The sequence below is a fragment of the Vibrio sp. ZF 223 genome (assembly GCF_003050585.1).
Classification (GTDB): Bacteria; Pseudomonadota; Gammaproteobacteria; order Enterobacterales; family Vibrionaceae; genus Vibrio; species Vibrio crassostreae.
This window is the reverse complement of the sequence record NZ_PIGB01000008.1, coordinates 209,730-226,991: the sequence shown is the minus strand read 5'-3', so window position 1 is coordinate 226,991 and position 17,262 is coordinate 209,730. Positions and strand designations below refer to the sequence as shown.

The following is a 17,262-nucleotide window of genomic DNA, read 5'->3' as shown; positions in this document are numbered from 1 at the left end:
GTTTCTATAAGTAGAACGCTATTGAGCGCCTTCCCTCGCGCCCCCAATCGTAGATCTGAAAACAATAGAAAACAAAAAGGCTCCCATTATGGGAGCCTTTTAAGTTCTAACGTATTTTGCTTATTGAGCTAAGCATTTACTAACGCATCAGCTTACTTTGCTGGAGCGCCGCTTGCTTGATTCATGTATTGGAAGAAGTCAGTCTTCGGATCCAGTACTAGAATGTCGCTCTTATCGCTAAATGATGCCTCATAAGCTTGCAATGAACGCATGAAGCCGTAGAACTCAGGATCTTTGCTGAAAGCATCAGAGTAAATCTTCGCTGCTTCTGCATCCGCGTCACCACGAGTGATTCGAGCTGTACGGTCAGCTTCTGCAAGAACTGTTGCCACTTCTAGTTCAGCTTGAGCACGGATAACTTCAGCACGCTCACGACCTTGAGAACGGTGCCTACGAGCAACCGATTCACGTTCTGCACGCATACGGCGGTAGATAGATTCACTGATTTCGTCAGGAAGGTTAATCTTCTTCATTCGGAAATCAACAACTTCAACACCTAAATCAGCCATCGCACTTTCTGACGTTCCAGACAAAACGTTTTCCATGATCTTATCGCGTTCGCCATCAACTTCTAGAGCTTCTGCAGCCGCTACCGTTGTGACGACTTCGCTATCAGCAGAGTCTGGCAGGATGTCCTTATTACGAGGACCTGACACGATCTGCTTAATTTCACGAGAACCAATTTCAGAACGAAGAACATCTGTCACTTTACGCTCAAGAAGTGCTTCTGCCGTCATGATATTGCCGCCGCCAGTACTCAGATAAAAACGTCCAAAATCAGCAATACGCCATTTTGCGTAGGTATCAATTAGAACGTCTTTTTTCTCTGACGTTACGAAACGGTCAGAACGACCATCCATCGTTTGAATACGAGCATCAAGTACTTTTACGCGATCAAACAGTGGCAGCTTAAAGTGCAGGCCTGGTTCATAGATTCGTGATACGCCGTTGTCATCGAGAACTCGACCAAAACGAATTACCATGCCACGCTCGCCTTCTTGAATCACAAACAGTGACATCAATAGAAGGGCAATCGTCACAACTAATACAGGGATCATTAATTTACGCATTATTAGTATCTCCCTTGACGTGAACTGTCTGAACGAGTTTGAGTGCTAGACTTTGGATCCGCTTGTTTTTCTAATTCAATTTGATCGTAAGTTGATGGTGCTTTTGCAGGGCGAGTGCCCGACTGAGAACCACCTTGTGCGCCTAGCTTATCAATTGGTAGGTATAGCAAGTTACCGCTTGATTCAGAATCAATCAGGACTTTCGATGTGCTTGAGTACACTTTTTCCATTGTATCTAGATACATACGGTTACGTGTTACTTCAGGAGCTGCTTGGTATTCAGGTAGCAGTTTCTCGAACTGAGCTACTTGACCTAGAGCACCATTAACTGTGCGCTCTGAGTAACCCACCGCTTCTTTCTTCAAACGCTCAGCACGACCTGTTGCTTTTGGAAGAATATCATTTCGGTAAGCTTCAGCTTCACGTTCAAAACGCTCTTCATCCTCACGAGCCGCGATAGCATCATCAAATGCATCTTTCACTTGCTCAGGTGGACGTGCTGACTGGAAGTTCACGTCAACAATCAGAATACCCATGTCGTAGCTATCAATAATACGGTTCAACGTTTCTTGAGTGCTTTGACGAATCTGCTGACGACCACTTGTTAGGATACTATCCATTAGTGAGTCACCAATTACCGCACGAAGCGCAGAATCGGTTGCTTGGCGTAAACTGTCATCCGCATTCGTTACACGATACAAGTACTTGTATGGGTCAGAAACACGGTATTGAACACCCATTTCAACGGTCACAACGTTTTCGTCTTTAGTCAGCATGGTGCCTGACGCGCGTAGAGAACGAATCGCTTGAACGTTTACTAGCTGCTCATCTTTGATTTCATCGATGAAGCGTGGGTGCCAGTTAAGACCAGGTTCTTCGATACGGTCGAATTGACCCAGTCGAAGTACTACTGCTCTTTCTGCTTCGCCAACGGTGTAGAAACCAGCGAAGAACCAGATAGCAATCGCGATAACGGCAATGACACCAAAGCCAATTGCACCGCCACCACCGATAGATGGCCCGTTACCGTTGCCACCCTTTTTACCAAACTTGCCACCTAACTTTTGACTTAGTTTACTAAACACTTCGTCTAGATCTGGCGGTCCTTGATCTCGGCCGCCGCGATTATTTTTATTACCCCAAGGGTCATTATCGCGGCCGTTATTATCGCCGTTGTTATTATTTCCAGGCTCATTCCACGCCATTAGAAAGCTCCATCATTTGATATGACGTTATACTGTAGCAGTCTCTTTGGTAACGATAAAGTCACCTAAGAGCGCCCCTTCTCTTTTTTCAAGTTTAGACCAATCTATTTGTTGCATTCGGATATCTATCAACAAGTTACCATTTTCATCATACTCTTCCTGTTGAATACATTTCATCTCGAAGAATAAGCTGCGAATACGCCCCTGATGTTGATGTGGAATACACAACCGGAATTGAACCATCTGGCTAGCTAAACGCTCAGTTAAAGCTTCAAACAGCAGTTCAATACCTTCTCCTTCCATTGCAGAAACCCAAACAGCGCGAGGTGCGCCCTCTTCGTCTCTTTCAATTCGAGGTTTTTGGTCTTCCATGCAGTCAATTTTGTTCATGACTACAAGGGTTGGCACTTCATGAGCATCGATTTCTTCTAATACTTCATGAACAGCCTGAATGTTCTCACGAAAACGGTCATCACTGGCATCAACAACATGTAACAAAATGTCAGCTTCCTGCGTCTCTTGTAATGTTGCCTTGAACGCAGCGACCAAGTCGTGTGGTAGATGACGGATAAAACCTACGGTATCTGCGAGAATTGCAGGACCGACATCTGCCAAATCAATCTTACGTAGTGTTGGGTCTAAGGTTGCAAACAGTTGGTCTGCCGCATAAACACCCGCACTTGTGATGCGATTGAAAAGTGTTGATTTCCCTGCGTTGGTATAACCAACTAAAGAAATTGTTGGGATTTCAGCTCGATTACGAGCACGTCGTCCTTGTTCACGCTGCTTAGCGACTTTCGCTAAACGACGCAGTATTGCCTTTATACGGTCACGCAACAAACGTCGATCGGTTTCCAGTTGAGTTTCACCTGGACCACGAAGACCAATACCACCTTTCTGCCTTTCAAGGTGAGTCCAACCACGAATCAATCGGGTAGAGATATGACGAAGTTGAGCGAGCTCAACTTGTAGCTTACCTTCATGAGTTCGCGCACGTTGTGCAAAGATATCTAAGATCAAACCCGTGCGATCAATCACACGACATTTACACAATTGCTCGAGGTTTCGCTCTTGGGCAGGAGATAGGGAGTGGTTAAAAATCACAATTTCAGCACCGGTTAGCTGAACAGCTTGTGCGATTTCTAGGGCTTTACCTTCTCCAACGTAGTATTTAGGGAGTGGGGATTGTCGGCTACCAGTAATCACTTGTAGCGTTTCTACCCCCGCTGAGGAGACCAGCATTTCACATTCACTTAGGTCTTCCCACTCTCCCTCTTGCGTGAAGTTGATATGAACAAGTACGGCTCGCTCGCCGGATTCATAACGGTCAAACAAGCAACCAACTCCTTATTACAGCGTAAGCTGTATCAATTGAACGATTAATCTTCAGTCTTCTCTGGACGATCAGATGGCGTGCGTTGCTCGCCGCTGTGGTGACTAACTGCACGTGCAGGTACCACAGTAGAAATCGCATGCTTGTAAACCATTTGGTTTACTGTGTTCTTCAATAAGATCACGAATTGATCGAAAGACTCGATCTGACCTTGCAGCTTAATGCCGTTGACAAGATAGATAGAGACTGGAATGCGCTCACGACGGAGTGCATTTAGGAATGGGTCTTGTAGCGATTGCCCCTTAGCCATTTTATTTTCCTTATTTGTATTTTGTTGTAATTATTTAGCTAGTGGTGCACAAAAAGGTGCGGCCTTTGCATCTGAGCTAAATGAATAAAAAAACTCCGTTGTTATTGAAAGGCTGTGATTTTTTAAAAGCCTCAATAACGGATCCTTTCCAGAGTATATTCACGCAAAAGCGATCACATTATACACAGCAATACTAATCAGATGCTATTGCATCTGAAAGAGTTTCTAACGCTTGATCAATGTTTTCGCTATCTAACCAAGTTAAATCATCCCAACTGCGCAACCAGGTGATTTGTCGCTTGGCCAACTGACGGGTTGCACAGACACCACGGAAAACCGCTTCGTCTAAATCACAATTACCGTCTAAATAATCCCACATCTGCCTATAACCAACGCATCGGATCGATGGCAGTTCAGGGTGAAGATCTTCTCTGGCGTGCAACGCCTTCATTTCCTCTTCAAATCCTGCTTCTATCATCTTCTCGAAACGCAGCTCAATGCGGCGATGGAGTTCTTTCCTTTCCTTGGGAGCTATTGCAAATTGTTTTACACGAAATGGCAGGCTATCGCCTTTCGTTTGAGTTAGCTCTGTTAATGTTTTACCCGAAATTCGGTAAACTTCCAATGCCCTTGAAAGCCTTTGTGGATCATTTGGGTGTATTCTTTCAGCGGATACGGGATCTATCTCTCTTAATTGATCGTGCAATGCCTGCCAACCTTGTTCGATAGATTCCGCTTCAATCTGCTTACGAATCTCTTGATCCGCTGCGGGTAATGGCGATAAACCTTCCAACAATGCTTTGTAGTAAAGCATTGTGCCACCAACAAGTAGCGGAATTTTGCCTTCCGCTACAATCTTATTCATTTCATTGATCGCATCACGACGAAAATCTGCCGCAGAATATGCTTCGCTTGGATCCAAAATATCAATCAAGCGATGAGGTGCAAGTGCAAGCTCTTGCGCATCCGGTTTAGCGGTGCCGATATCCATGTCTTTGTAGATAAGTGCCGAATCGACGCTGATGATCTCTACTGGGTATTTCTGACGTAAGCGGATAGCTAAATCTGTTTTTCCTGACGCCGTTGGGCCCATTAAAAACAACGCTAAAGGTAATTTTTCAGTCATGATATTTTGTATTTGCTTCTCTGTTTTAGCGCTTTTTAGCAAAGGGCTTTGTGTCGCGACGTATTCAGCTAAAAAGACAAATGTCGTCGCGAAAAAATTAAACCGTAAACGCGGCTATAGTCGCTGAAAAGTCGATAGGATTAACAAACTCAGGATCATCTAATGGAAGTAGACCATGCCAAAGTTGTTCAAGTTCCCCAACTAGTTGAACCGCTTCAGATAAAGTGTAGTCGCTTTTTACTTGTGCGGTTTGAATCCCGATCCAGTTAACCAATGATGGCAACAGGTCACTGGAAACATTAGCCGAGTGATTATCGACAATCTGAGTATTTAATGAAGCCGCGTAAGATAACAGATCTGGGATCAGAATTTGTAAGTTTTGCTGCCTTAAAGGAGAAGGTACGCCCATCACCATTACCGCCTCACTGTTTCGCGCCTTAAGCTCAATCCCCAGTAATGCCAGTGTTTGGCTCAACGCCTTCGCAACTTCGACAAGCTCACTGCCAAGCTTAATCGATAAGGGCACCAATAGTGGTTGGCTTTTTAACGCCCCCCCTCGAGTATCAAGCTGACCAACAACACGCAACAATTCAGCCTTAGCCAAAGAAACCAACACACTGCCGTTCTTATTACCCATCACCAGATACTGACGTTCCACAATCGAGACGGCTTTGCCCAAGTCCGTTACAGGTGCTCTTGGCTTCGAGTTAACGGGATTCTGTTGGGCAGGCTTAGCTTCTGTTGGCGCTGTTTGTGCCACCTGTTCTTGAGGAGGGGTGAGATCCACGGTGTGCTCATCAAAGTCTGGCGTTTTTAAAAGCTCTTTATAGGCCTTAACTTCGCGCTTTGAGGGTGCTGGCTCAGCATGATGTTGATGTGACTCTTTCTCTTTTTTAGGTTCAGGTCGAGACTCTATCCATTCTTGGCGAGGAGAACCGGTAAAACTGGTTTCGCGAGCCGACGAGCCTCCGCTCGGCGATGAACTTCGGTTGGCTGGTGAGCTGTAGCGCTGCCCGCCATCATTAACGCTGTGTTGAGGCTGGTTATAGGCTTGTTCAGATTCTGCTTTTCTCGGATAGGCTGGAGTCTGTTCAATCGCATGTCGCACTCTTTCAGAAACCTGCGATTGTTCCGAATGAGCTGGGGCATCGCTTTCTGGAGCGCTAAAACTCGTCGTCTCTTCCACTTCAGGCACCGAACTATCCTGTTGATAATTAGGGGCTTCTGATTGGTGGAAAGCGGATTGATTAATAGGCGCCGCATCAATCTGCTTGCTCTGTGCTAAACCGTCACTCAATGCTTGGTAAATAAAGTCATGCACAAGGCGAGCTTGATGGAAACGTACTTCATGTTTGGCAGGGTGAACATTCACGTCGACTTGATGCGGGTCTAGCTCAATGAACAACACATAAGTTGCAAATTGGTCTGGGCGTAGGCTGGTCTCATAGCTTTGACGAATCGCATGATTGATCAGCTTGTCTCGCATCATACGACCGTTCACATAGCAGTATTGCAGATCGCTTTGTTGTCTTGCTCCTTCTGGCGTGGTGATCCAGCCATGAAGTTTTAGACCTTGGTGCTCAAGTTCGATCTTAAGCATATGGCGAACAAAAGGATTACCACATACTGCAGCGATGCGCTTTTCTGCTTGAACTTGTGTTTTAGCAGCGCGGTACTGACGAATCATTTTGCCGTTATGACGAAGGTTGATCGTCACATCAAAGCGACTCAATGCGATGCGTTTAAGCAACTCATCAATATGCGTGAATTCGGTTTTCTCGGTGCGTAAGAATTTGCGACGTGCTGGCGTATTAAAGAACAGGTCCAACACCTCAACCGAAGTACCAATGGGATGCGCTGCAGGCTGCAGTTTCACCTGCATATCACGGCCTTCACTGTGTGCCGCCCAAGCTTGATCTTGAGTCGCAGGGCGTGAAGTCATGGTTAAGCGCGCAACTGAACTAATACTCGCGAGCGCTTCACCACGGAAACCGAGGCTGACGATCGCCTCTAGGTCATCAAGGGTATGGATCTTAGAGGTAGCATGACGGCTCAGCGCCAAGGCGAGCTCATCTTTAACGATGCCCTTGCCGTTGTCACGAACGCGGATCATCTTAGCGCCACCTTTCTCGATATCGATATCGATACGTGTCGCGCCGGAATCCAAACTGTTCTCAACCAACTCTTTCACAACAGAAGCGGGTCTTTCTACCACCTCACCCGCTGCGATTTGGTTAGCTAGCCGAGCTGGCAGTATTTTGATCGTCATATTTATAGCTACCTTACTGCCATTGATGGAAACATGTCTGTGTTAAAAAACTTATTTGTGCGGAATAATCAACACCTGCCCCACCGCGAGGCTGTCAGATCGTAGCTTATTTGCTTGGCGAATGCTGTTAACGCTCACGCCATATTTCGACGCAATCTTGCCAAGATAATCGCCCCTTGCAACTTTGTGTTTGCGCAGAGGAACATCTTTTACTTCAACCGTAATACGTAACTTTTGGCCCACTCTCACCGTCTCTGATTTCAAACGGTTCTCACGTTTAATATCAGCCACCGACACTTTATAGCGGCTGGCGATCTTACCTAGGTACTCTCCAGACTTAACCGTGTGAGTGATAGTTTTCGTTTTAACAGCACTGCTTGATGATGAACTTGAAGCGCTGCCTGGAATCTTAAGTATTTGGCCGATAGCTAGGCTACTCGATTTCAGATTGTTGAACTTCATCAACGTCTGTGTCGACGTACCATATTTGCTCGCAATCACAGACAAAGACTCACCACGAGAGACTTTATGTTGGCTCACGCTGCCCGTTGATGATGTCGCATTCGATAAGATAATCCCTTCTGGCGGGTTAGCTTTCAAATACTTAACAACGGCTTTAGTCACAGAACGGGCCAGCTTGTCTTGGTGCGAACGTTGGAAGAGCAGCTTCTCTTCCGTCGGATTCGAAATAAAGCCTGTCTCAACCAATACCGATGGAATCTGTGGTGAGCGTAATACCGCTAAGCTGGTGTTAATCGGCTTACTGTTATGCAGCTTCGCGACTTTACCCATTTCAGACAGAATCGCCGTTGCCAGTTTATAACCCTCTTTTTGAGAGTGACTAAACTGCAGATCAAGCAGAGTTTGGTTTACGTTCTTATCATCAATATTGCCAGTGAAAGCCGCACCGCTACCACCGAGTAATTCAGACTGCTTCTCTTTGTTCTCGATCCATCGAGAGATCTCGGTATTTGCGCGTCGAGTATTCAACACAAACACCGAACCACCTCTTGGTTGAGGGGTAGTAAAGGCATCCGCGTGAATAGAGATAAACAGATGAGCTTCGTTTTCACGAGCAATCGCGACACGTCGATTCAGGTTTACAAAATAGTCAGCATTACGAGTCATACGGGTTTTGATCCCCGGAATCGCATTCAATTGAGCTGCTAACTTCTTAGAAATACTCAGAGTCGCATTCTTCTCATATTTACGAGATGGGCCGATTGAGCCAGGATCTTCACCACCGTGGCCAGGGTCAATCACGATCAAAATGTCTTTCTGACGTTTAACCTGATTAATGTTCTTACTTACCGTTGGCTTACTTGGCTTCGATGTCGCTTTACTTGCCGCACCATGAGGTAAGTCGATCACCAAACGGTGCCCATACTGACCACCCGGAGTCGGGCTCAGTTTGAACAACTCTGCTTTAGACGACTTCTTTAATTCAAAAACCAAGCGATAGGTGTTTTTGTCTGGCGGTGAACTCTTACGAATCTTAGATAGAACAGGGCTATCTTTCACCACGACCGGTAACTTAGTCGCAAGATTAGTGTTCTTTAAATCGACCACTAAACGACTCGGGCTACTCAGGGTGAAATAGCTAAAGTCCGCTTCTGATTTTAAGTCGATCACCACACGAGTTTCTTCTGGAGAAGGCCAAACCCTTAAACTTTTCAGTGAGTTTGCAGAAACAAGTGAAGAAAACAGTATAGAAAAAACAGCAGCCATTATGGCCACTGCTGAAATAAGGCGTTTAGAAATCAACATAACTCCAACTGACTAAGTAAGCGCTGTCCGTATTCACTATTAGCGGTTAAAGAAACAATACGGTGATCGTCTTGGTAACGAATATCAATATCCAAATCGGCTTCTGGTAGCATCCCATAACCTTTCTCAGGCCATTCAACCAAACAGATAGCATCCGGAGTAAAGTAGTCACGAATACCCATGAACTCTAACTCTTCAGGATCGGCTAGGCGATAAAGGTCAAAGTGGTACACCTGCCAATCGGCAAGTTGATAAGGTTCAACTAGAGTATACGTTGGGCTCTTTACATTTCCTTGATGGCCAAGTGCTTTTACAAAGCCACGACTGAAGGTCGTTTTACCTGCGCCAAGATCACCATGCAGATAAATCGTCGTCTGCTGTGAGCAAAGATTAGAAAGCTCCGTTCCTAATTGAATCGTTGCTTGTTCATCTTTCAAAGTAAATTGTTTCGTGCTCATGAATACGTTCTCTAAAAATCGATCGTTGACTATATAAAAATCAAAAGAACAAGAATAGTAAACCGTGATGCTTTTGGGAGACAAGCACTCAAGTGTAAGTTCTATGAAAAATACTGCTCAAAACGCGTCTGTTCTGGTCAACACCACTAAGATCCGTTAAGATCCGCCCCCATTTTTGCCGAACCTAATTTTAATTAGCCTTATCTCTAATTGTAAAACAGAGAAAATAAGAATTAAGCCATGAATCTAGACCATCTTGCTGAAAAAATTAAAATCTGGGGAAAAGAGCTAGGCTTTCAAAAAGTTGGCATCTGCGATGTTGATTTAAGTGAACACGAAGCCCCCCTTCAAGCATGGCTAGATGCGGGTCACCACGGCGAAATGGATTGGATGGCTCGGCATGGGATGATGCGTGCACGCCCTGATGAACTTCACCCTGGTACAATTCGAGTGATCAGCGCTCGAATGAACTACCTACCACCGGAAGCTCAGTTTGCCTCTAACCTAAGCGATACTACTCAAGGCTACATCAGCCGCTATTCTTTAGGCCGCGACTATCACAAATTGTTCCGTAACCAGTTGAAAAAGCTGGGACAAAGAATTGAAAAAGAGGTCGAAGGTTTAGACTCACGACCTTTCGTTGATTCAGCGCCTATTTTGGAAAGACCGCTCGCTCAAAAAGCAGGGTTGGGTTGGACAGGTAAACACTCATTAATTCTTGATAAAGACGCTGGCTCTTGGTTCTTTCTCGGGGAGCTGTTAGTTAACATCCCTCTTCCAACGGATGAACCCAGTGTCGATGAGTGCGGCAAATGCACCGCATGTATCACTTCTTGCCCAACGGGTGCCATTATTGATGATGGCGTGGTGGATGCGCGCAAATGTATATCGTACTTAACCATTGAATATGATGGTGTGATCCCGGAAGAGTTTAGAGAAGCGATTGGTAACCGTATCTACGGTTGTGATGATTGTCAGTTAGTTTGCCCATGGAACCGTCATGCCGAACTCACAGAACAAACCGACTTTCACCGCAGAGAAGGCTTCCAAGAGGCTGACCTGGTTGCACTTTCAAGTTGGGACGAAGCGACCTTCCTAAAGAAAATGGAAGGCTCCGCAATAAGACGTATCGGCCACACCCAGTGGTTGCGCAATATCTTTGTTGCGATGGGCAATGCGCCATTTCAACAACGCATTGTTGAAACCCTGGAGTCCCATCAAGGCAAAAACGAAATGCTAGATGTCCATATTGAGTGGGCTTTGAATAAACAACTACAACAGTTACCTAACGCTAGCGGCGTGCAACAAGATAACTGTGTGCAAAAAAGTAACAGCAAAATCTCCACCAAAAAGCACAGACTGATACGTATTGTTGAGAAAGGACTACCAAGAGACGCTTAACGCTTTATATACCAATGTATGGCAGGCGAGCCCCCACTAACAGTCCAACATTTAAGACAACTCGTTGCACATAATTTTAGAACAATGTTTGACCTTGTTCTCAATTCTAGCAATGTGGAAAAAATTCAGAACTCTCGTAAACTTCCGACACCCGCGCAAAGTTAAACACAGTACCGATAAATGATTAAGATCAAAAAACAACAAGTTAACGATCTTTTATCAAATCCAAGATAAGCATCCAACTTGATAAAAAACAATAAGTTACGATCGCCACAGTTCATCTAATATATTGAAAACAAGAAAGATCTTTTAGGGATAGGTAAAGAATTAAGCCTGAAATAACTTTATCAACCAAGTTATCCACACCTAACATTTTGTGGATAAGTCTGTTTATAGATGTGAAAAACCTCAAGTATCTGCTTCAGAGACCTGATGTTTACTAGCATTCCAGTTGCTAAGAAAAATTTAAGACAAAAAAATATCCACCATGATGGAGGATTATTTGCTTTTTGGGGAGATTATGCTTCGCAGCATTAAAGAAAGAGCGTGACCTTTAAGGTCGCCTTTAAACTCTGTGATCTAAAGAAAAACACGGTGGTTTAAAGAGTCTTAATAGCTTTTTAGAAGAAAGCTGGAGCGATACATCGGGTTCGAACCGATGACCTCAACCTTGGCAAGGTTGCGCTCTACCAACTGAGCTAGTATCGCATTAGTTAATCGCTGCTCTTACTGCCTTGGGCAACAGATAGCGCTTAACTGTAATGTGGTTGCGGGAGCCGGATTTGAACCGACGACCTTCGGGTTATGAGCCCGACGAGCTACCAAACTGCTCCATCCCGCGTCCGGATGTTTCTCTTTTCGCATCATTATCGTTTAAGACAATGAATCTTGCCTTTAAAAGGCTAATTTGGAGCGATACATCGGGTTCGAACCGATGACCTCAACCTTGGCAAGGTTGCGCTCTACCAACTGAGCTAGTATCGCATTAGTTAATCGCTGCTCTTACTGCCTTGGGCAACAGATAGCGCTTAACTGTAATGTGGTTGCGGGAGCCGGATTTGAACCGACGACCTTCGGGTTATGAGCCCGACGAGCTACCAAACTGCTCCATCCCGCGTCCGGATGCATTGTTTAAGTCAATGACTCTTGCCTTAAAAAGGCTAATTTGGAGCGATACATCGGGTTCGAACCGATGACCTCAACCTTGGCAAGGTTGCGCTCTACCAACTGAGCTAGTATCGCATTATAAAAGGTCTTTCACCTTTCGATTACCGCTTTCGCCATAACCTACAAATTGGAGCGATACATCGGGTTCGAACCGATGACCTCAACCTTGGCAAGGTTGCGCTCTACCAACTGAGCTAGTATCGCAATCTGAAAACGTCTTTCGCCGTTCAGGGCTGCGAATTATAAGAGCATTTTTTTGTGATGCAAGTCCTTAATGCAAAATTACGAAACTTTTTACTCAACTGCTGTAAAAGCACACAGATTTGCAAAAAAAACAGCTCTTATGTCCCTGAAAAGTTAGATAAACGTGATCATTTTATTCGACTAGATGTTAATAATCGTTTTTCGGTAGTACTGCAGCTCGGCGATCGACTCTCGAATATCGTCTAACGCAAGGTGACTTCCCGACTTAGAAAAACCATCTAACACTTCAGGTTTCCAACGACGAGTCAGCTCTTTCAGAGTGCTAACGTCAACATAACGGTAGTGGAAGTACTCTTCCAACTCAGGCATGTGCTTGTATAGGAAACGGCGGTCTTGACCAATGCTGTTACCACAAATCGGTGACTTACCTTTTGGTACCCATTTTTCAAGAAACTCAATCGTTTGTTGGATGGCATCTTGCTCTGAAACGGTGCTTTCTTGAATTCGCTTCACGAGACCGCTACCAGTGTGAGTCGTTGTGCACCACTCGTCCATCTTGTCCAATTCACTCTGAGGTTGGTGAATAGCCAAAACAGGTCCTTCAGCCAGGATGTTAAGCTCACTATCAGTAACGATAGTAGCAATTTCAATGATTTTATGAGTTTCAGGATCAAGTCCTGTCATCTCTAGATCAACCCAAATAAGGTTCTGATCGCTAAAGGACATAAGGCGTCGCCTATTTGTTTATGTGTAAAAGAGGTACTATACCCAAATAACTATACTCAAACTAGCTTTAGGACCATCGAAATCATGTGGTACCAGCAACATCCAGTTTGAGTCCCCAATCATCAAGTTAGATGTGTTAAGTGAAAAATTGTGGCTAAAAAAAAGAAGTTAACCAAAGGTCAAGTACGTCGAGTACGTAGCAACCAGAACAAGCGACTCAAGAAAGAAGATTCTATCCAGTGGGATGAGAACATGCTTGGTGGAACCAAAAGCGGACTCGTAATTACGCGCTTTGGCCAACATGCCGATATCGAAGATCTTGAAACTAACGAAGTTCATCGTTGTAACTTACGCCGTAGTATCGAGACTTTAGTTTCTGGTGACCGAGTGACTTGGCGCGCAGGCTTAGAATCCATGGCCGGCATTTCTGGCGTTGTGGAAGCGGTTGAACCGAGAACTTCAATGCTGACTCGTCCTGATTACTACGATGGCCTAAAGCCGGTTGCTGCGAACGTTGACCAAATGGTTATCGTATCGGCTGTGTTACCAGAGCTATCACTTAATATTATCGACCGCTATTTAATCGCTTCAGAAACAGTGAACATCGCGCCGCTTGTTGTGCTGAATAAGGTCGACCTGCTGACTGATGAGCAGATTGCTGAATACCGTGAAACACTTAAAGAGTACGAGAAGATCGGCTACAAAGTGATGTTCGTGAGTAAAGAGTCTGGCTACGGCATCAAAGAGCTGGAAGCTGAACTCAAAGACCGTATCAACATCTTTGTTGGTCAATCAGGTGTGGGTAAATCAAGCCTAGTGAATGCATTAATGCCAACGCTCGACATTGAAGAGGGCGAAGTGTCTGAGAACTCAGGTCTTGGCCAACATACCACCACGGCAGCTCGTTTGTACCACTTCCCTTCTGGCGGTGATCTTATTGATTCACCAGGAGTTCGTGAATTCGGCCTATGGCACTTAGAAGCCGATGAAATCACTGAAGCCTTCATCGAGTTCAAGCCTTACCTTGGCGGTTGTAAATTCCGCGACTGTAAACACAACGATGACCCAGGCTGCATCCTGCGCGAAGCGGTAGAAAACGGCAAGATCAGTCGATTACGTTTCGACAACTACCACCGCATCATTGAAAGCATGGCGAGTAACAAAGATAACCGTCAGTATTCACGCAACAAAAAAGCCGATCTCTAATCGCGTTTTTGTGAACAAATGTGTGCATTTACTGACAATTGGCGCGAATTTAAGTAACATCTCGCGCCCTAAACCGTCATCGACAGATTTAATTGAAACACAATTAGCATTGGAAAATTAATACAATGGATAAGATTAAAGTTGGATTGCAGTACTGGATTCCACAACATGGACTGACTCGTCTAGTCGGCAAACTTGCGTCTGCTAAAGCGGGCGGCTTAACGACAGCGATCATCAACTGGTTCATCAAGCAATACAAAGTGAACATGGATGAAGCTCTGCATAGCGATCCAAAACACTTTAAAACATTCAATGAATTCTTCGTGCGTGAATTGAAAGAAGGCATGCGCCCTATCGCTGAGGGTGATTCTATTATTGTTCACCCTGCAGATGCACGTGTAAGCCAATTTGGCCCAATTACTGACGGTCAACTGATTCAAGCTAAAGGCCATGACTACTCAGCTCGCGAGCTATTGGGTGGTGATGCAGCGCTAGCGGATGAGTTTAAAGACGGCGAATTCGCAACACTTTACCTGTCTCCAAGTGATTACCACCGCGTGCATATGCCATGCGACGGCACACTACGCCAGATGATCTACGTTCCGGGTGATCTTTTCTCAGTTAACCCATTAACGGCAGAGAACGTTCCAAACCTATTTGCACGTAACGAGCGTGTGGTTTGTATCTTCGATACGGAATTTGGCCCAATGGCACAGGTGTTGGTTGGCGCAACTATCGTAGGCAGCATCGAGCAAGTATGGGCTGGCACCATTACTCCACCTCGTGGTAACTCAGTTTACAAGTGGGATTACCCTGCACAAGGTGATACAGCCGTCGTCTTGAAGAAAGGTGAAGAGATGGGCCGCTTTAAGCTTGGTTCAACGGTTATCAACCTGTTCGCTAAAGATGCGATCAAGTTTGACGACACGATGCAAAATGGTGAGAAAACCGTTCTTGGTACCCCTTTCGCGCACATTGCTGGTAAAGAAGTTGAGACTGAAGCTGTGGATTCAGCAGAGAACACCGACCAAGCTTAACGGTTTGAATTAACTCATTTAGTTTTAAAGGCGCGTTATCTTTCTATATTTAGAGAAGAACGCGCCTTTTTCTTAACTCTACCGATTCGTTTGTTACTCAAGCTCTAACAACCCAAGCTTTCAAACCTCAATCCTCAAGCCCAGCCCAGCCCAGCCCAGCCACCTGTTGCTTCTCACTCTTGCCTCTAATTGCCCAGATAAAAGATTGACCAAAAACAAAACAACTGTCGAAACCTTAAACAACTTTTCGATTTTACAACCCGTCTCCAAGTACCAAAAATCCAGATAACTTACTCTATTTGAAGATATTTTATTCATAGGGTCTTTGTACATGCCTAAACTCAATGTTGGCGTTCTGGTCAAGCTGTTGATTTGTTTTGCGATTCCCTTAGGCGTGTTGTTCATGCCGATAGATTCAATACCAATCGATGATCTCACGCTGATTCAACACCGCTTGTTGGCGATATTCTTATTGGCAGCTCTGCTGTGGGTGCTTGAACCAGTTCCGGTTTTCGCTACCTCAATACTGATCATTGCACTTGAGCTGGTAATGATTTCTGACAAAGGCTTACACCTATTTAGAAATCCACCCGCAGGACACGAACTCGGCGAGTTAATCAAATATACCGACATATTCGGTGCATTTTCATCGCCAATCATCATTCTATTCATGGGTGGTTTCGCACTCGCGATCTCTGCATCCAAGTACGAACTCGATAACAACCTAGCTCGAGTGCTACTGAAACCATTCGGTACCGAGCCACGCTTCATCATGCTGGGTTTAATGTTGATCACCGCAGTGTTCTCGATGTTCATGTCGAATACCGCTACCACAGTTATGATGCTGGCACTGCTCGGCCCTATCGTGGCTTCTGCACCAAAAGGCGATATGGGTATCAAAGCGCTCGTGTTGTGTATTCCAATCGCGGCCAATACTGGTGGTATCGCGACACCGATCGGCACGCCACCCAATGCCATTGCACTGCAATACCTAACCGGTGAAAACACCATCGACTTCCTCAGCTGGATGATGATGGGCTTACCCTTTGTGATCATCCAACTCACCATTGCTTGGTTCCTTCTTCAGAAAATCTTTCCTTCCAAGCAGAAGAACATGGTGCTTAAGCTCGATGGACAATTCAGAAAGAGTTGGCGAGCGATTGTGGTTTATATCACCTTCGCTGCGACCATCTTATTGTGGATGACCACCAAGCTGCATGGCATGAACACTTATGTGGTCTCTATCATTCCACTGGCTGTCTTCACTCTTACAGGCATCATGGGCAAAGAAGAGCTCAAGCTGATTAACTGGGACGTGTTGTGGCTGGTTGCAGGTGGTATTGCGATTGGTATCGGGCTTGATAAGACAGGTTTAGCAGCAGCGTTAGCACACGCGATTGACTATGAGTCGCTCTCTCCAGCAGCCGTAGTTCTCACGCTATCTATCGTGTGTTGGTTGATGGCGAACTTCATGTCAAACACCGCTACCGCCAACTTACTGATGCCGATAGCCGCTGCGATTGGTGCTTCCATGGAAAGCCTAGTTGCGATTGGTGGTCTGCAAGGCTTGCTGGTTGTAGTTGCCTTCTCAGCATCACTCGGCATGATTCTTCCAGTATCGACACCACCAAACTCACTGGCTTACTCAACCGGACTTATCGAAAGTAAAGACATGGCTAAGATGGGTATCATCTTGGGTATTGTCGGCTTGCTGATGGTTTACCTCGCGCTGTTTATCATCACCTAGCACGTTAACGCCTCACTACAGCCCATCAGATAGCAATCGTGATTTCGCTATCTGGTGGGTTTATCAGTTTTTTATCGATAGATAATTGTGATTCTACTTCACGGTTTATTAAAAATAACGATGACTCATTTTAAATTTTTGATTTTAAACACGTTTAATACTACCGAGACAGCGGC

At 45.2% G+C, this 17,262-nt stretch carries 13 protein-coding genes and 6 tRNA genes; 4 read left to right on the top strand and 15 right to left on the bottom strand.

From position 1 onward, the window contains the following. Positions 1-152: 152 nt before the first annotated feature. The 8 genes from hflC to tsaE form a co-directional block, all read right to left on the bottom strand. A complete protein-coding gene (hflC, locus tag CWO13_RS16465; protein WP_048661599.1) occupies positions 153-1,130 on the bottom strand; it encodes a protease modulator HflC in 978 nt (325 codons plus the stop codon). 2 nt (positions 1,131-1,132) lie between these two features. Next, positions 1,133-2,335 (bottom strand): FtsH protease activity modulator HflK, encoded by a 1,203-nt coding sequence (gene hflK / locus CWO13_RS16460; RefSeq protein WP_048661598.1) that lies wholly within the window; start codon positions 2,333-2,335, stop codon positions 1,133-1,135. 27 nt (positions 2,336-2,362) lie between these two features. Beyond that, the gene (gene hflX / locus CWO13_RS16455) at positions 2,363-3,670 is read right to left on the bottom strand and encodes a ribosome rescue GTPase HflX (protein ID WP_017059928.1); all 1,308 of its coding nucleotides are present in this window, start codon (positions 3,668-3,670) and stop codon (positions 2,363-2,365) included. Positions 3,671-3,714: 44 nt separating this feature from the next. Beyond that, a complete protein-coding gene (gene hfq, locus CWO13_RS16450) occupies positions 3,715-3,978 on the bottom strand; it encodes an RNA chaperone Hfq (protein ID WP_017059927.1) in 264 nt (87 codons plus the stop codon). A gap of 193 nt (positions 3,979-4,171) precedes the next feature. Continuing rightward, positions 4,172-5,104, bottom strand: a complete 933-nt coding sequence (gene miaA, locus CWO13_RS16445; protein ID WP_048661597.1) for a tRNA (adenosine(37)-N6)-dimethylallyltransferase MiaA — start codon at positions 5,102-5,104, stop codon at positions 4,172-4,174. Positions 5,105-5,201: 97 nt separating this feature from the next. Beyond that, entirely contained in the window at positions 5,202-7,373 is a 2,172-nt protein-coding gene (gene mutL / locus CWO13_RS16440; RefSeq protein ID WP_108083246.1) for a DNA mismatch repair endonuclease MutL, read from the bottom strand. A 51-nt stretch (positions 7,374-7,424) separates the two neighbouring features. Further along, positions 7,425-9,140, bottom strand: coding sequence for an N-acetylmuramoyl-L-alanine amidase (locus CWO13_RS16435; protein ID WP_102433510.1), 1,716 nt, complete (start codon positions 9,138-9,140; stop codon positions 7,425-7,427). Then, entirely contained in the window at positions 9,134-9,598 is a 465-nt protein-coding gene (gene tsaE / locus CWO13_RS16430) for a tRNA (adenosine(37)-N6)-threonylcarbamoyltransferase complex ATPase subunit type 1 TsaE (protein ID WP_004735870.1), read from the bottom strand. The genes CWO13_RS16435 and tsaE overlap by 7 nt, the downstream gene beginning before the upstream one ends. A 240-nt stretch (positions 9,599-9,838) precedes the next feature. On the opposite strand from tsaE, the gene queG reads away from it, so the two are divergent. Next, positions 9,839-10,999: a tRNA epoxyqueuosine(34) reductase QueG gene (queG, locus tag CWO13_RS16425; RefSeq protein ID WP_108083245.1), complete on the top strand. Its 1,161-nt coding sequence runs from the start codon at positions 9,839-9,841 to the stop codon at positions 10,997-10,999. A gap of 632 nt (positions 11,000-11,631) precedes the next feature. Here the strand turns inward: queG and CWO13_RS16420 are convergent. From CWO13_RS16420 to orn, 7 genes are all read right to left on the bottom strand, one after another. Next, positions 11,632-11,707: transfer RNA gene (locus CWO13_RS16420), tRNA-Gly, on the bottom strand. 56 nt (positions 11,708-11,763) lie between these two features. Further along, a tRNA-Met gene (locus CWO13_RS16415) sits at positions 11,764-11,840 on the bottom strand. A gap of 67 nt (positions 11,841-11,907) precedes the next feature. Continuing rightward, positions 11,908-11,983: transfer RNA gene (locus tag CWO13_RS16410), tRNA-Gly, on the bottom strand. A 56-nt stretch (positions 11,984-12,039) separates the two neighbouring features. Further along, positions 12,040-12,116, bottom strand: a tRNA-Met gene (locus CWO13_RS16405). A gap of 49 nt (positions 12,117-12,165) precedes the next feature. Continuing rightward, positions 12,166-12,241, bottom strand: a tRNA-Gly gene (locus tag CWO13_RS16400). Positions 12,242-12,294: 53 nt separating this feature from the next. After that, positions 12,295-12,370: transfer RNA gene (locus CWO13_RS16395), tRNA-Gly, on the bottom strand. A gap of 180 nt (positions 12,371-12,550) precedes the next feature. Beyond that, complete coding sequence (gene orn / locus CWO13_RS16390; protein ID WP_010434065.1) at positions 12,551-13,096, bottom strand: oligoribonuclease; 546 nt, start codon at positions 13,094-13,096, stop codon at positions 12,551-12,553. A 150-nt stretch (positions 13,097-13,246) separates the two neighbouring features. On the opposite strand from orn, the gene rsgA reads away from it, so the two are divergent. The 3 genes from rsgA (at position 13,247) to CWO13_RS16370 (ending at position 17,086) form a co-directional block, all read left to right on the top strand. Then, positions 13,247-14,302, top strand: a complete 1,056-nt coding sequence (rsgA, locus tag CWO13_RS16385) for a small ribosomal subunit biogenesis GTPase RsgA (protein ID WP_048663217.1) — start codon at positions 13,247-13,249, stop codon at positions 14,300-14,302. Positions 14,303-14,427: 125 nt separating this feature from the next. Then, positions 14,428-15,339 carry an archaetidylserine decarboxylase gene (asd, locus tag CWO13_RS16380; RefSeq protein WP_108083244.1) on the top strand — a complete coding sequence of 304 codons (912 nt, stop codon included), beginning with the start codon at positions 14,428-14,430 and terminating at the stop codon, positions 15,337-15,339. Between the two features lie 331 nt (positions 15,340-15,670). After that, the gene (locus tag CWO13_RS16370) at positions 15,671-17,086 is read left to right on the top strand and encodes an SLC13 family permease (RefSeq protein ID WP_108083242.1); all 1,416 of its coding nucleotides are present in this window, start codon (positions 15,671-15,673) and stop codon (positions 17,084-17,086) included. Positions 17,087-17,262 lie beyond the last annotated feature (176 nt).

What these genes read in the sequence shown, in the direction of transcription:
- hfq (WP_017059927.1), bottom strand. Translation starts at nt 3,978, where the DNA reads ATGGCTAAGGGGCAATCGCTACAAGACCCATTCCTAAATGCACTCCGT.
- CWO13_RS16370 (WP_108083242.1), top strand. Translation starts at nt 15,671, where the DNA reads ATGCCTAAACTCAATGTTGGCGTTCTGGTCAAGCTGTTGATTTGTTTT.
- orn (WP_010434065.1), bottom strand. Translation starts at nt 13,096, where the DNA reads ATGTCCTTTAGCGATCAGAACCTTATTTGGGTTGATCTAGAGATGACA.
- asd (WP_108083244.1), top strand. Translation starts at nt 14,428, where the DNA reads ATGGATAAGATTAAAGTTGGATTGCAGTACTGGATTCCACAACATGGA.
- CWO13_RS16435 (WP_102433510.1), bottom strand. Translation starts at nt 9,140, where the DNA reads ATGTTGATTTCTAAACGCCTTATTTCAGCAGTGGCCATAATGGCTGCT.
- hflK (WP_048661598.1), bottom strand. Translation starts at nt 2,335, where the DNA reads ATGGCGTGGAATGAGCCTGGAAATAATAACAACGGCGATAATAACGGC.
- mutL (WP_108083246.1), bottom strand. Translation starts at nt 7,373, where the DNA reads ATGACGATCAAAATACTGCCAGCTCGGCTAGCTAACCAAATCGCAGCG.
- miaA (WP_048661597.1), bottom strand. Translation starts at nt 5,104, where the DNA reads ATGACTGAAAAATTACCTTTAGCGTTGTTTTTAATGGGCCCAACGGCG.
- hflC (WP_048661599.1), bottom strand. Translation starts at nt 1,130, where the DNA reads ATGCGTAAATTAATGATCCCTGTATTAGTTGTGACGATTGCCCTTCTA.
- queG (WP_108083245.1), top strand. Translation starts at nt 9,839, where the DNA reads ATGAATCTAGACCATCTTGCTGAAAAAATTAAAATCTGGGGAAAAGAG.
- tsaE (WP_004735870.1), bottom strand. Translation starts at nt 9,598, where the DNA reads ATGAGCACGAAACAATTTACTTTGAAAGATGAACAAGCAACGATTCAA.